This is a genomic window from Psychromonas sp. MB-3u-54 (assembly GCF_002836415.1).
GTDB lineage: Bacteria > Pseudomonadota > Gammaproteobacteria > Enterobacterales > Psychromonadaceae > Psychromonas.
The window spans coordinates 1-14,425 of sequence record NZ_PJBP01000166.1 but is presented as its reverse complement, the minus strand read 5'-3'; the positions used below and the strand labels follow the sequence as shown (position 1 = coordinate 14,425).

The 14,425-nt window shown below is 44.4% G+C and carries 11 protein-coding genes, 1 tRNA gene and 2 pseudogenes; 8 read left to right on the top strand and 6 right to left on the bottom strand.

The genetic code is table 11. The features are described 5' to 3' along the window. Positions 1 to 37: 37 nt before the first annotated feature. A pseudogene (locus CXF72_RS12605) lies at positions 38 to 154 on the top strand (IS3 family transposase); the annotation flags it as partial. 261 nt (positions 155 to 415) lie between these two features. Here the strand turns inward: CXF72_RS12605 and CXF72_RS12600 are convergent. Then, the gene (locus CXF72_RS12600) at positions 416 to 1,282 is read right to left on the bottom strand and encodes a LysR substrate-binding domain-containing protein (RefSeq protein ID WP_101039363.1); all 867 of its coding nucleotides are present in this window, start codon (positions 1,280 to 1,282) and stop codon (positions 416 to 418) included. A gap of 182 nt (positions 1,283 to 1,464) precedes the next feature. On the opposite strand from CXF72_RS12600, the gene CXF72_RS12595 reads away from it, so the two are divergent. From CXF72_RS12595 to gshA, 4 genes are all read left to right on the top strand, one after another. Continuing rightward, positions 1,465 to 1,791 carry a DMT family transporter gene (locus CXF72_RS12595; protein WP_101039362.1) on the top strand — a complete coding sequence of 109 codons (327 nt, stop codon included), beginning with the start codon at positions 1,465 to 1,467 and terminating at the stop codon, positions 1,789 to 1,791. A 216-nt stretch (positions 1,792 to 2,007) separates the two neighbouring features. Continuing rightward, positions 2,008 to 3,138: an S-(hydroxymethyl)glutathione dehydrogenase/class III alcohol dehydrogenase gene (locus CXF72_RS12590; protein ID WP_101039361.1), complete on the top strand. Its 1,131-nt coding sequence runs from the start codon at positions 2,008 to 2,010 to the stop codon at positions 3,136 to 3,138. A 57-nt stretch (positions 3,139 to 3,195) separates the two neighbouring features. Continuing rightward, entirely contained in the window at positions 3,196 to 4,035 is an 840-nt protein-coding gene (gene fghA, locus CXF72_RS12585; protein WP_101039360.1) for an S-formylglutathione hydrolase, read from the top strand. Between the two features lie 83 nt (positions 4,036 to 4,118). Beyond that, positions 4,119 to 5,717: a glutamate--cysteine ligase gene (gene gshA / locus CXF72_RS12580; protein WP_101039359.1), complete on the top strand. Its 1,599-nt coding sequence runs from the start codon at positions 4,119 to 4,121 to the stop codon at positions 5,715 to 5,717. A gap of 814 nt (positions 5,718 to 6,531) precedes the next feature. Here gshA and CXF72_RS20280 read toward each other — a convergent pair. The 5 genes and pseudogenes from CXF72_RS20280 to trmB all read right to left on the bottom strand — a co-directional run bounded on the left by CXF72_RS20280 (position 6,532) and on the right by trmB (position 12,510). Beyond that, complete coding sequence (locus CXF72_RS20280; RefSeq protein WP_157823257.1) at positions 6,532 to 6,648, bottom strand: IS66 family transposase; 117 nt, start codon at positions 6,646 to 6,648, stop codon at positions 6,532 to 6,534. 52 nt (positions 6,649 to 6,700) lie between these two features. Further along, positions 6,701 to 9,259 (bottom strand): excinuclease ABC subunit UvrA, encoded by a 2,559-nt coding sequence (locus CXF72_RS12575; RefSeq protein WP_101039358.1) that lies wholly within the window; start codon positions 9,257 to 9,259, stop codon positions 6,701 to 6,703. 177 nt (positions 9,260 to 9,436) lie between these two features. After that, positions 9,437 to 10,039 carry an S-(hydroxymethyl)glutathione synthase gene (gfa, locus tag CXF72_RS12570; RefSeq protein WP_101039357.1) on the bottom strand — a complete coding sequence of 201 codons (603 nt, stop codon included), beginning with the start codon at positions 10,037 to 10,039 and terminating at the stop codon, positions 9,437 to 9,439. A gap of 215 nt (positions 10,040 to 10,254) precedes the next feature. Then, positions 10,255 to 10,974 (bottom strand): annotated as a pseudogene (locus CXF72_RS12565) (IS5 family transposase). Positions 10,975 to 11,778: 804 nt separating this feature from the next. Next, on the bottom strand, positions 11,779 to 12,510 hold the full coding sequence (gene trmB, locus CXF72_RS12560) for a tRNA (guanosine(46)-N7)-methyltransferase TrmB (protein WP_101039356.1): 732 nt from the start codon (positions 12,508 to 12,510) through the stop codon (positions 11,779 to 11,781). 177 nt (positions 12,511 to 12,687) lie between these two features. Here trmB and mutY point away from each other — a divergent pair, with 177 nt between their 5' ends. The 3 genes from mutY to CXF72_RS12545 all read left to right on the top strand — a co-directional run bounded on the left by mutY (position 12,688) and on the right by CXF72_RS12545 (position 14,290). Next, a complete protein-coding gene (gene mutY / locus CXF72_RS12555) occupies positions 12,688 to 13,764 on the top strand; it encodes an A/G-specific adenine glycosylase (RefSeq protein WP_101039355.1) in 1,077 nt (358 codons plus the stop codon). Then, positions 13,757 to 14,026, top strand: coding sequence for an oxidative damage protection protein (locus CXF72_RS12550; RefSeq protein WP_101039354.1), 270 nt, complete (start codon positions 13,757 to 13,759; stop codon positions 14,024 to 14,026). The genes mutY and CXF72_RS12550 overlap by 8 nt, the downstream gene beginning before the upstream one ends. Before the next feature lie 188 nt (positions 14,027 to 14,214). After that, positions 14,215 to 14,290 (top strand) — tRNA-Phe (locus CXF72_RS12545). Positions 14,291 to 14,425 lie beyond the last annotated feature (135 nt).

Below are 14,425 nucleotides of genomic sequence, written 5' to 3'. Positions count from 1 at the left end.
GCGAACTATTTAAGTTCGATTTTTTGTCATTCTAGTTGGAAACCGTCGAATGCAGAAAAGCTTAAATACATTGAGCTTTCCGGTTGGGCGCTGGAAAACAGCACAATTAATGAAAGAAGCGGGTGTTTGGGTCCGTTATAAAAAAAAATATAAATGCTGACAAACAGTGTTCTGGAACAGAGCCTCCGTTTTACGGGGTAGATTTCATTCATACTGAGCGGCTATCAGATAAAAGCTAGGCTGCATTCAAACAGGGACAAATATATTTGCGATGGATACATAAGAAATCAATTATAATATATAGGGTTAGAACCTTAATATGATTTACCTCTTGCACTAACGGACGTGGTTGCAAGAGTTACAGCGAAGTCTACTCAAATTATGAATTGTAGTTCCTACTTTGCAATTAAAGAGATTAAGACAACTTTTCAGCCAGAAAATCGACCAGCAACCTTATTTTTGGCGATAAATGGCGATTATGCGGATACACCGCCCAGATACCTTCGTCAGCTTCCCGATAATTGTCTAATACGGTGACTAACGCTCCACTGTCCAGATGTTCCTGCACATAATAATCCGGTAACAGTACGATTCCCTGCGACTTTAACACCGCATCCACCAAACCAAAACCACTGTTATAACGCAGATTACCTGTCACCCGAATATTTTTTTCTCTGCCAGCTTCGTTAAAACGCCAATAATCCAGTGTACCCAACAAACAATTGTGTTTGCTCAGTTCAGACAAGGAATGAGGGATGCCATACTTTGCCAAGTAAGCTGGCGTTGCACATGTATAGTTTGTCCTCTTGCCCAGTTGTTTTGCCATCATGGACGAGTCACTTAGCTTGCCAATACGAATGGCTAAATCATAACCATCCTCAATTAAGTCAACTTGCTGATTACTTAAATAAGCTGACACTTCAACATCTGTGTATCGCTGGACAAAATCATTTACCAGAGGCAGTATCTGTTGCTCACCATAAGTCACTGGTGCCGACAGTCTTACTTTCCCCTGCGGTCGACTTTGTAAGTTCGTTATCGCTCGCTCCGCCTCATCCAGACCATCCAGTACACCGCGACAATGCTGATAAAAAACCCGGCCCTCTTCAGTTAAGGAGACTTTACGCGTGGTGCGGTAAAATAATTTTATGTTGAGCCGTTTTTCTAATGCACTGATCTGACGGCTAACCTGCGCCGTAGAGATTGCCATTTTTTTTGAGGCAAGTGTAAAGCTCTCATTTTCGGCGACGTAGACAAATTCGCTAATACCTTCCCACTGCATGATTGTTACCTATATGTACAAGTTATTTTACAAATTAGCATATTATCATTATTTTAGAAATAACTATAATGCCTGCCATAACATTAACGCGCTGTGAATTAACAAGGTCATGAATAATGCCCCAGACAAAACGGGGTGTCAGTTCGCTGAAAAACAGCTTAAATAACATGATAGGAGCAAATATGAGTTGGTTATTTCTTTTTTTAGGGGTGGTTGCTGAAGCGGGCTCACACGTTGCATTAAAAGAGACAGATGGTTTCACAAAACCGCTCGCAAGTGCTCTAGTTTTGCTAGGTCATCTAGCTGCGTTCATGTTTTTAGGGCAAGCAATGAAAGGTATGCCGATTGGGATTGTTTATGCTTTATGGGCCGGACTTGCAATTATCACGGTTACGCTATTATCTACAGTCATTTATCGCCAACATCTTGACTTAACAACATGGCTCGGCATGGCGCTAGTGGCAATTGGGATCGCCATGATTAACCTATCACAAGGGCACAATCATTAGAGAAGCCAAAACAGCGCAGATAATTAGATATTTAATTAAAGCAATTGAAAATAGTGTAAGAGATATAAAAAATTATTACCAAATAGTAAAAGTGAATTACTAATTAGCGGCATTATCACTAAGCGATAATTATAATAGACTAGAGTTAATATGCACGGAATACGTCTACGTTCTATAGCCATTAAAATTTCCATCAACTGAAAAGTGAGAATAAATATGTCAGATCAATTTATCAAATCAAAAGCCGCCATTGCCTGGGGACCGAAACAACCATTATCTATCGAAGAAGTAGACGTAATGCTGCCTCGTCAAGGTGAAGTGCTAGTGAAGGTTATTGCCTCGGGCGTCTGCCATACCGATGCATTTACCCTCTCTGGGGATGATCCAGAAGGTATCTTTCCGGTTATTTTAGGTCATGAAGGTGGTGGTATTGTTGAGCAAATTGGTGAAGGAGTGACCAGCGTACAAGTTGGCGATCACGTTATCCCTCTTTACACTCCAGAGTGTGGTGAATGTAAATTCTGTTTATCGGGCAAAACGAACCTTTGTCAGAAAATTCGTGAAACCCAAGGAAAAGGATTAATGCCCGATGGCACCACGCGCTTTTATAAAGATGGCCAGCCAATCTTCCATTATATGGGCTGTTCTACCTTCTCTGAATACACGGTCTTACCCGAAATATCTTTGGCCAAAGTCAATAAAACAGCACCATTAGAAGAAGTCTGTTTACTCGGATGTGGTGTCACTACCGGTATAGGTGCAGTAATGAATACCGCTAAAGTAGAAGAAGGTGCAACGATTGCCATCTTCGGTCTAGGTGGTATCGGTCTTTCGGCGGTTATCGGTGCAACAATGGCAAAAGCGAGTCGCATTATTGCTATTGATATCAATGAAAGTAAATTTGAGCTGGCGAAAAAATTAGGTGCAACGGACTTTATTAACCCGAAAGATTACGATAAACCCATTCAGGATGTCATCGTTGAATTAACCGATGGTGGTGTTGATTACTCATTTGAGTGTATTGGTAACGTGAACTTAATGCGTTCAGCATTAGAATGTTGCCACAAAGGTTGGGGCGAATCCGTCATTATTGGTGTTGCTGGTGCGGGACAAGAAATATCAACCCGACCATTCCAATTAGTGACGGGCCGAACATGGAAAGGCTCTGCCTTTGGCGGCGTTAAAGGTCGCACTGAGCTGCCCGATTACGTTGAGCGTTATTTGCAAGGTGAATTCAAATTAAGTGATTTTATTACTCATACTATGGCGCTAGAAGATATCAATGAAGCATTTGAATTGATGCATAAAGGCGAAAGCATCCGCTCTGTCATTCATTTTGATAAGTAATAGTTTCACTGCCGCCCATCGTTAATAATACTGTTGGGCGCGTTTTAAGGTTTTACCATGACAATTGAAAATTTAAGTATGAACAAAAGCTTTGGTGGTTGGCATAAACAATATAGCCACTTCGCCAAAACGTTGAACTGTAACATGCGCTTTGCTATCTATCTGCCACCGCAGGCATCGAACGGGGAAAATGTGCCGGTATTGTATTGGCTTTCCGGCCTGACCTGCACAGATGAAAACTTTATGCAAAAAGCGGGTGCCCAACGTATCGCTGCTGAATTGGGGATCGCAATTGTAGCGCCGGATACTAGCCCTCGTGGTGAAGGGGTGGCAGATGATGATAGTTACGATTTGGGACAGGGCGCGGGTTTTTTTGTTAACGCCACACAAGCACCCTGGAATCGTCATTATCAAATGAACGATTATATAGTGAATGAATTACCGGCACTGATTGAAGCAACTTTCCCTGTATCGGATAAACGGGCCATTGCCGGACATTCAATGGGGGGACATGGTGCACTGACCATTGCGATGCGAAACCCAGAACGTTATAGCTCGATGTCGGCGTTTAGTCCGATCAGTAATCCAATGACCTGCCCTTGGGGAAAAAAAGCTTTTACGGCCTACCTTGGTAAAGATAAAAACACTTGGCGCAACCATGACGCCAGCGAACTGATGCGCCAAGCAAAGCAGTTCCTCCCAGCCAAAGTTGATCAGGGCGGGGCTGATGATTTTCTGGTTGAGCAATTAAAGCCGGAAACATTAATCGCCGCTGCGAAAGTCAGTGGTTATCCCTTGGAATACCGCCTTCATGATGGTTATGACCACAGCTATTACTTTATCGCCAATTTTATTGAAGAGCACCTGCGCTTTCATGCCACTTACCTGAGCAAATAATCTTTACCGCTGCCGTTAATAAACTTGACGGCAGTTTTTATGTTCAGTTGACATCAATCAACCTTATGTAGAGGAAATCCATCTTGTCCGATTTATACCAGGCTCGTCTCCAACGACTTATGGCTCCCGAGAGTTTTCCATTTTTAACCCGTATTCAACGCGGAATTGAAAAAGAAGGGTTAAGGGTTACTTCACAGGCAGCAATAGCTCAAAGTAGTCACCCACAGGCACTTGGTTCTGCCTTAATGCACGGCAGTATCACCACCGACTACTCCGAAGCTTTGTTGGAATTCATTACTCCCGTAAATTACCGGATTGATGACAGTATTGATTATCTGAGCGATTTACATAACTTCACCTTGCGTAACCTAAAGGGCGAGTATCTCTGGCCTGCGAGTATGCCATGTCGATTAGCGGGAGATGAGAGCATTCCGATAGCCCAATACGGAAGCTCTAATATCGGTCAGATGAAACATATCTATCGTCAAGGGCTTGCGCATCGTTATGGACGCACCATGCAATCGATCGCTGGAATACACTATAACTTTTCGATGTCGGAAGATTTTTGGCCCTACTGCCAGCAATTATGGGGAGAAAAGGGCGATCTACAAGCGTTTAAATCGCAGCGTTATTTTGATCTAATCCGCAATTTTCGTCGTCATTCTTGGCTATTAACTTATTTATTTGGTGCATCTCCTGTATTTGATCGTAGCTTTATGAACAACGATAAACCCCACAAGCTAAGCAAGTTGAACGAACATACATTAGGGCTGCCTTTTGCCACATCCCTAAGAATGAGCGACCTTGGTTATCAAAGTAAGGCTCAAAGCGAGCTTAATATCAGCTATAACGACTTAGATAGTTATATACAAGGGTTGACACAGGCCATACAACAGCCTCATTCCGAATATGAAAAGATAGGAAGAAATATTAACGGCCAGCGTCGTCAACTCAATGCTAATATTCTTCAAATCGAAAATGAGTATTACAGCGACATCCGTCCCAAGCGTGTCACAAAAGCAGGTGAAAAACCGATGACGGCGCTTAAGGAGCGAGGCGTTGAATATGTCGAAGTGCGTATTTTAGACACCAATCCATTTTTACCTGTAGGTATTGACGCGCAGCAAATTCGTTTTCTTGATGTATTCTTGTTGTATTGTTTGCTGTCTGATAGTCCCGAGTTAACACTTGAGGAACAAAAGGAAATTAAGTACAACCAGCAACAAGTTATTCAACAAGGCAGGAAGCCTGGCTTGATGCTTAAGAAAAACGGTCAATCAGTCGCCTTTAAGGCGGTAGCGAACGAGCTATTGGCTGAAATCGAGCCTCTTGCTAACTTGCTTGAACTCGCGCATAAAAGCCAGCCTAACGATCATTTAAAGGATCAATGCAATGCTTATACTCAAGCGCTCTCAGCGCAAGTTAACAAGGTTAATCATAGTGAATTAACCCCTTCAGGTATCATTATGGAAGAGATCAACAAGGGTCATGAATTTACTGAATCTATGTTGCGCCAGGCAAAAAAGAATCAAGAATACTTCACTTGTCGTGGCTTATCTGATGCGATGAATGACACGTTGCAGCTTGCGGCCACAGAGTCTATCTTCCAGCAACAGCAACTAGAAGCGAGTGAGGACAGTACTTTTGATGAATTTTTACAGCGCCATAACGCATCATCATGAGTATAAATAGCGATAACGGGTAATTCATCCGCTTGAAAATTTTAATCGGAGGTAATTATAATTGTTCGTAATTAACTGCCTCCGTACCAGCACCTGAATTTTTGTCGTGTTAGAAAATTAGAGAAACTTAAATTCTGATGTGCTTTATAACTTTTAAATCAGGTGGCTATTGAAATTTCTGTTAATAGATCTCAAAGGCAAAATCTGTTTATATCATGACTCACAACAGAATGAACCTCTGCCCCCAGTTTGTGCCACAACAAGCGTGCTTTTTGCTCACCAACGCTAATCAAATCAGTCTCTTTAGCAATAAAAATAATAAGCTGTTCACGTAAGCGCGCAGTTAAACAGTAAGCTCAACGATATAAGATTTGAACTGAGCATGCCACTGTAATAAATCGCTTAAATCTGCATCTTCTTCACGATTTGGTAGCGCTTTGATCACCTTTTCCTGCCCGTCTTAATGGGCCGTATATCTCGCTCAGTGACTTTACTGTCAATATCCTATTTTCCGCCCTCAACAGAGCTGCCAATAATTCAAGGTATACGAGACAGCGATACTCAGATAGCTTTTGGGGGCAGGACTTATGAAGTTTCATCTCGCTATTTTTAAAAATCATCTAAAATAAACAGGGCCTCTTTTTCCTTTATTTTATGTCGCTCGTTAGCAAGTCATCACTTAGTGCGCCTTTCTATCGTATAGCGTTTTTGAGTTGCGCTGATAGCACATTGGCTTTACCGATTTTTTTAGGTTGAGCAATCAGTACCTTGTTAAATTTACGTCCTGCATGCACCCAGCAAGCAGAAAATATGGCTACTCACAGTAGCCATACACACGATAACCGTCGCACTGCAAGTCCCCCTTATAACCTGCTAAAAAAGCTTCTAGATATTCATGCCCGTGACCGGGTTGATAGTCATAAATGATCACGGGCTATTGTGCAAATTGGCCGTAAGGCAGATCTCCTGAATTTACCACGACATCAGGTGGTAGAGATGCACTGGGCCAAGTAGGGAGCCGTTCGGCTCTCGGGGTGGGCTGCCACAATATGGGGAGTGCCGGCGGCGACTATGCGGCCTCCCTTGTCGCCACCCGCCGGGCCAATGTCGATCACCCAGTCGGCGGCGGCAACCACGTCCATATCGTGTTCAACCACGATCACGGTATTGCCGGCATCGACAAGCCGGTTGAGCTGCGTGAGGAGCAGCAACACGTCAGCGGGGTGCAGCCCGGTGGTGGGCTCATCGAGAACGTACAGCGTGTGACCGCGGCGCGCCCGTTGCAACTCGGTCGCAAGCTTAATGCGCTGCGCCTCGCCCCCGGAAAGCTCGGTGGCTGGCTGTCCGAGCCGCAGGTAGCCGAGACCCACCTCACGAAGGGTCTCGAGGCTGCGCAGTGCCGAAGGCACGTCGGCGAGAAACACCGCTGCTGCATCGACCGTGAGCCCCAGCACTTCGGCTATATTCTTGTTGCGGTATGTCACCTCTAGGGTCTCAGGGTTGTAGCGCGAGCCGCCGCAATCAGGGCAGGGCGAGTAACTGCCGGGCAGAAAAAGTAAACCGACCGCCACAAATCCCTCGCCCAGGCAGGTCTCGCAGCGACCACCCGGTACATTGAACGAGAACCGGCTAGGGCTGAATTTTCGACTTCGTGCCTCCGGAATGGCGGCGAACGTTGTACGCACCGCATCGAACAGGCCGGTATAGGTGGCGAGGTTAGATCGCGGGGTGCGACCTATTGGCTTCTGGTCAACGCGCACCAGCCGGTTGATCGAATCAACTCCGCTGATCGCCTCGACCGTGGTGTTTTCGACGGGTTTAGGCTCCGGGTGCTCGTCCTGCTCCCCGGTCGCCGAGCCGTTGGATGCGGTGCCTGCAACGGGATCCTGGTCAGGGTGAAGGTGTAGGCTAACGGCTTCGGCGAGTACCTGGCTCACTAGGGTAGATTTACCTGAGCCGGAGACGCCGGTGACCGCAGTCAGTACGCCGAGCGGAAACTCAGCGTCGAGATTGCGCAGATTATGGCGGGTGATTCCCGTCAGGTGGAGCCAGCCGAGAGGATCCCGCAGCGCGCGTGCAGCCGGCAGCGGGCGCTCGTTCGCGAAGAGAAACTCCCGCGTGATGGAATCGGGCACATCTTTAAGTCCCGCCGTCGGTCCGCTGTAAAGTACCTTTCCGCCGTGCTCCCCCGCGAGCGGGCCGACGTCGATCACCCAGTCGGCGCGGCGCACCACATCCATATTGTGCTCTACAACAAAAACGGAGTTACCGCTGGATTTCAGCTCTTCGAGCACTGCGAGGAGCGGCTGCGCATCTGCCGGGTGCAGCCCCGCGGAAGGTTCATCGAGTACATAGATCACGCCGAACAGTCCGGCGCGCAGTTGGGTCGCTATGCGCAGCCGCTGCATTTCACCGGGAGAGAGTGTGGGCGTCGCGCGGCCCAGACTCAGGTATCCAAGGCCGAGATCAAGCAGTACGTCGAGGCGGCGAGTAAGGTCGCTGGTAATTGTGGCACTTGGAGTGTTAGCGGGCTCTGGGCAGTCGAGCGCATGGCGCAGCTCGGTGAGCGGCAGAGTGTTGAGCGCGGCGATGGTGCGGCCGTTAAAAGTAACCGCGAGTGCCTCGCTGCGCAGCCCGCTGCCCGCGCAGGTAACACAGGGGCCCGATTTTACATACTTGAGCACGCGCTTACGTACCGTGGCGCTTTTCGAGTCAGCGAGCGTGTGCATCACATAACGCTGCGCGCTCCAGAACTTTCCTTTGTAGGGGCGCGGTCGTTCCCGCTCGGGCATGATCTCGACCACGGGTTGTTCCTCGGTGAACAGGATCCAGTCGCGGTCGGCACGGGAAAGTTGGTTCCAGGCGGTGTCCACGTCATGGCCGAGCGCGCTGAGAATGTCGCGCAGGTTCTTGCCCTGCCACGCCCCTGGCCAGGCTGTGACAGCACCCTCGCGGATGCTCAGCGAGGGGTCGAGCACCATTGATTCTTCGCTGACGGTGTGCGCTGTTCCGAGTCCCTGGCATGTCGGGCAGGCACCCATGGCGGTGTTTGGTGAGAAAGAGTCTGATTCCAGGCGCGGGGCGCGATCAGGGTAGATGCCGGTTCGGGAATAAAGCATCCGTAGGGAGTTTGAGAGGGTAGTGACGGTTCCTACGCTTGAACGCGAGCTGGGTGTTCCCCGGCGTTGCTGCAGCGCAACGGCCGGCGGAAGGCCCGTGATTTCATCTACCCGCGGCGTGGCGCCCTGCTGAATCAAGCGCCGGGCGTACGGCGCGACCGACTCGAAAAAGCGGCGCTGAGCCTCGGCGAAGAGTGTGCCGAAGGCAAGGGAGGATTTGCCCGAGCCGGACACTCCGGTGAAAGCGACTATCGAGTCCCGGGGCAAATCCACGTCGACGTTCTGCAGGTTGTTCTCCCGGGCACCGCGCACGCGCACGAAACCGGTGGGCGTGGAACATGGATCTGATGAGGGGGCGGCGATGTGGCTCAAGGAAGTGTAAACTGGCAAATGAAGGATGCCGCTATTCTTTCTTTTTTTCATTATGAAAAACCCCTTTGGTTAGTTTTTGTCTATGCGTGCAGGAATAATATGGTTTTACCAGAATTAGTGTGGAATGGTCACCCTGTTTTGCCATTTACTTAAATTGTTCTTAATGCGGGTAATTATCGGGCAGAGGATTTAAAAAAGGCTCAAAAGAGCCTTTTTAGTTACTTATTTTTAATTATTTGCGGTATGTGTTGCTATCACATCCATTAATACTGGGGAAAGGCAATCATAAGGTGTTAATCCTTGAGATGTTAATTGGTTACGTATTGCAGCCATATCTTCCGGGTTAGTTCCTGTTTCAATAATTGATGACACAAACGCGGCAAATTCTGGTGCAGACCAACCTTTTTGCAAAGATAACTCAGTATGAATAAAGTCCAAGCCAAAAAAAGGATGTTCTGTATTGTCAATACGCCCGTACATATGTACTCCACAACCCTTGCAAGCAAATCGCTTAATAGCGGCACTGTCATCAATAACCTTGAGCTTCGACTCATTGTTCGTTACTTTAAGGTTATCTTTTGGAACCACGGCTACAAGTGAGAAAAGAGCACCACTGGGTTTCCAACATTTAGAGCAACCACAAGCGTGATTATGAGCACTTTGGCTTTTAATTTCAACTGTAACTGCTTTTGAACCGCAATGGCATTTTAACTCGCCGCCATTAAAATTATCTAATGTTGGTTGAATACCATTGTCAATATTAGGATGGATAAGTACACCATTTGAAGAACAGAATGTGGCTTTATATTTACTTACAATTTTATTTATCATGAGATTGAACCCTTAGATTTAAGTCTTATGCTTGTGATGAAAATTCAGGTGCTGCTTTTCGATGAGCGGTATAAATCGCTTATGAACGATGAAGATAGTTTAATTTGATTTGATTAAGATGATAATCCCTTATTTTGGTAAATGATTATTACTCATAAGGGCTTAATGTTTTTTACGATTATGTTGGGTTAACACTTGATCTAAGATGAAGATCATTAGGGGCTGTTGATCTTGCACATTGGCAGCCAAATCATTGAACATGCTAGCGCAAGCATACTTTCAAAGTGGATTTTAAATTTGTCCTATCTTGTAGCAATCGCACCAAAATGTTTTAACCGAGCAAACGCGTTTTCAACTAAATGTCGATATTTGTAAAGGCACCAATCTATATCTGAATTACCTAAGAATGAATTTTTCTTTCTTGGAATCGCGGGTATTGAGCTCCGCTCTCGTATTTTCACCCTAATTACTTCGTTATCGTAACCTTTATCAGCGACGACAAAATCACCTTGAGGTAAGAGTTCAATCAACTCATTAGCAGCTTTACTATCATGCACTTCTCCACCTGTAATGATGAATTCAATCGGTAAACCATAACTATCAACAGCTAAATGTATTTTGCTTGTATTACCGCCTCGACTTAACCCTATTGCCTGCGGTTGCTCACTCGCAGCCCCTGCACTATGCTGGTGAGCCTTGATGTAACTGCCATCAATAAGCTCTCATTCAACATCACTATCGCTGGATAATGTTTTAAATAATCTAATCAAAATTCCTTTTCTAGACCAAAGTGAAAATCGGCGATAAATCGTATTCCATAAACCAAAAAATTCAGGTAAATCACGCCAAGGACAGCCAACACCTAAGCGATAGAGAATCACTTACGTTGTCTGTCTATGTTCAGATTTGTTATACACTCTATCTTCAAGCAAAATAGTTTTTAGTTTTTACCATAACTCATCAGTAAGCATTGTTCGGGGCATGGTAATTTCATAAAGTTTATTTTTGGTGAAGTAAATTATATGGGATTGCCAGATATCGTAAAAATTCCAAACAAAGATCAACAGCCCTTAGTTTAAAAACTAATAAGCTAGGTTATTAGTATTGATGTCATGATTATCAATATGAAAAAACATCAGAAAGGATTGGTGAAATAAACTGTTTTTAGGCTCTTAGATACGTTATTTGGTTTAATCATGCGCATGTTAAGTCTATAAAAAAACTTATGTAGTTACGATTGGAAGGTTAAAACAACGGTAAGATGGAACATATCAAATTCCTTACGATTTAAAACTATTAGGAAACCTCTACTTTTAGAGAAGATCCCAATTTGGGTAAAAGAGCACAATATTTTACAGTCGAACCCTTGAGTCATTTCTTTTCCCTAATTAATCAATTTCAATGTTGGCACCAGCAGAGACTAAATAGAGCGTTCAATATCTAACACAAAAACTTTGATACGCCCCTCTCTAACAGAAAAATTTTCGAGCGAGTAATATTATAAAGATGAACATTGCATGCTACTTGAGCTTTCCAAAGATGATAAATTATCAGCGTATAGCTAAAGATTTTATTATTCACTGCAATATCAAATCTAAATTAATATATTCGATATTTCCTTAATACCAGATCAAAAAAGCGAACTATTTAAGTTCGCTTTTGGTTCTTCAGAGTTTCCAACTAGATAGTGCCGGTTTCTAACTAGAATGACCATGATCATCAGTCAGTTGCTTAGAAGATTAACTAATACGTTCAAATAACAGATCCCAAACGCCATGACCGAGATTATTACCACGGTTTTCAAATTTGGTTAACGGACGCCATTCCGGGCGGGGTGCATAATCGCTCTCACTGGTGTTTTTAAAGTCTGCCGTGTCCTGTAATACTGCTAACATATGCTCGGCATAATTTTCCCAGTCAGTTGCCATATGAATCACACCGCCGATCGCAAGCTTATGACGCATATTTTCAATAAATGCAGGCTGGACAATCCGACGTTTATGATGACGCGCTTTATGCCACGGATCCGGGAAATAAAGTTGGAATACTGCCAAACTGTTATTGGGGATCATTTTGTCTAATACTTCAACCGCATCATGGTTAATCACGCGTAAATTAGTCACGCCGGCTTCTCCTGCATCCGCAAGGCAAGCACCCACACCGGGCCCATGTACTTCAATACCAATAAAATTCTTTTCCGGTGCGTTTTTTGCCATTTCAATTAATGACTTACCCATACCAAAACCGATTTCTAATACAACGGGCGCCTGACGCCCAAATAAACTATTAAAATCAATTAATTTTTCTTCAAAATCAATCCCCATAGTATCCCAAAGGGTATCTATTGCTGTCTGCTGACGGTTGGTCATGCGCCCTTCGCGTTTTACGAATGAACGGATTTTGCGCATATATTTAAGCTTTTCAACGGAATCAGCATTTTCTTCGCTTGCTGAATGTTCTTGGTCAGTCATTTTTATACCTTTATCACGGGATCATTTATATTGGCCTATTATACCAATAATATTTAATAATGGATCGACTTTATCCCCTTCCAAATAAGCACCTAATATTTGTGGCGTTATATTTCCACAGCAACTCTGTTATGCTCGCCGCTCCTAAAAAGTTCTCAAAATATAAAAGAGTTTGTTGTGAATCACGAAGATTTTAGTCAACGCATCATTACATGGCATCAAAAATTTGGCCGTAAAACATTACCCTGGCAACAGGATAAAAGTCTTTATCGAACTTGGGTCAGCGAAGTGATGCTGCAACAAACACAAGTTGCCACTGTGATCCCCTATTTTAATAAATTCATGCGCGCTTTTCCGACTATCTCCTACCTTGCCAATGCGCCTTTAGATGAAGTCTTGCATCACTGGACCGGATTGGGTTATTACGCTAGAGCACGGAATTTACATAAAAGCGCGCAATTCATTCGTGATAATTACGCAGGTAATTTCCCGGAAGAGTTTCAAAAAGTCCTGGATTTACCCGGCATTGGGCGCTCAACCGCGGGGGCTATTTTATCCCTGACCTTGAATAAAAACTTTGCTATTTTAGACGGTAACGTTAAACGTGTCCTCACTCGCCATCAAACCATCGAAGGCTGGACAGGTCAAAAATCCGTTGAAAATAGCTTATGGCAACTTGCTGAAAAGGTAACACCGGCAAAACAAACCGACATATTTAATCAGGCTATGATGGATATGGGTGCGATGGTTTGCACGCGCAGTAAAGCAAATTGCACTGAGTGCCCTGTTCAGGACGATTGTTTAGCGCTTGCTGAAGGAACCGTTAAAGCTTATCCAACACCTAAAGCTAAAAAGAAGATTCCAGTAAAAACAGCTGTGATGCTGGTACTGTGTAAAAATGGTGAGACGCTACACTTAAAAAAACGTCCGCCTGTCGGCATCTGGGGAGGATTATGGTGTTTTCCTGAATATGAAAGTGAAGCATTATGTCTGGCTGCTATTAAAAAACAGGGCATCGAACAGTTTAAAAGCACGCTGTTACCCACATTCCGTCATACTTTTAGCCATTTTCATTTTGATATAACGCCACTAAAAATTGACGTGGATATCATAGAAACAAAACAAGTAATGGAAGAAAATGACACTCTTTGGTATAACTTACACCACCCACAAAAAATTGGGTTAGCAGCAGCAACAACAAAAATTATAACCGTTGTTAACAAAAACCTCTCAAAGGAGAAGATAGATGACTAGAACCGTATTTTGCAGTTATTTAAAAAAAGAAGCCCCTGGTTTAGCTTTTCAATTAATTCCGGGCGCTTTGGGCAAACGTATTTTTGACAATATCAGCCAAGAGGCTTGGGCAGGATGGCAACAGAAACAAACAATGTTGATCAATGAAAAAAAATTGAAGTTATTGAACGCCGAAGACCGAAAAATTATTGAAGATGCAATGATTGGTTATCTTTTTGAAAATAAAGACGTAGAAATCGAAGGCTATACGCCAGAGAAATAGTATTAATATGTTGGCCACCCTGCAGATTATGATTAACGCCGATGTGCTTATTTTTAATCTTAATAGCAACAATGTTCACAAATGAAGCGGATAATGTTCAAAGGGTGAGCGAACAGCAAAAAAACCAAGTAAATATGTAGAAAGGTGTTGACGCCCGAGACTAAAATCTATTTAATACGCCTCGTTCCGCTTCGTTAGCTCAGTCGGTAGAGCAGAGGATTGAAAATCCTCGTGTCCTTGGTTCAATTCCGAGACGAAGCACCATATTATGATTTACTGAAAAGATTAATTTCCAATCGGTAAATGAGGTTGATAACCTCGGTGCAAATGCACACGTTTTCGTGTGCCGACTTAGCTCAGTTGGTAGAGCAACTGACTTGTAATCAGTAGGTCACCAGT

Excerpts from the sequence above, each read along its gene's own strand:
- CXF72_RS12600 (WP_101039363.1), bottom strand. The coding sequence starts at position 1,282 with ATGCAGTGGGAAGGTATTAGCGAATTTGTCTACGTCGCCGAAAATGAG.
- CXF72_RS12595 (WP_101039362.1), top strand. The coding sequence starts at position 1,465 with ATGAGTTGGTTATTTCTTTTTTTAGGGGTGGTTGCTGAAGCGGGCTCA.
- CXF72_RS12590 (WP_101039361.1), top strand. The coding sequence starts at position 2,008 with ATGTCAGATCAATTTATCAAATCAAAAGCCGCCATTGCCTGGGGACCG.
- fghA (WP_101039360.1), top strand. The coding sequence starts at position 3,196 with ATGACAATTGAAAATTTAAGTATGAACAAAAGCTTTGGTGGTTGGCAT.
- CXF72_RS12575 (WP_101039358.1), bottom strand. The coding sequence starts at position 9,259 with ATGAAAAAAAGAAAGAATAGCGGCATCCTTCATTTGCCAGTTTACACT.
- gfa (WP_101039357.1), bottom strand. The coding sequence starts at position 10,039 with ATGATAAATAAAATTGTAAGTAAATATAAAGCCACATTCTGTTCTTCA.
- trmB (WP_101039356.1), bottom strand. The coding sequence starts at position 12,510 with ATGACTGACCAAGAACATTCAGCAAGCGAAGAAAATGCTGATTCCGTT.
- CXF72_RS12550 (WP_101039354.1), top strand. The coding sequence starts at position 13,757 with ATGACTAGAACCGTATTTTGCAGTTATTTAAAAAAAGAAGCCCCTGGT.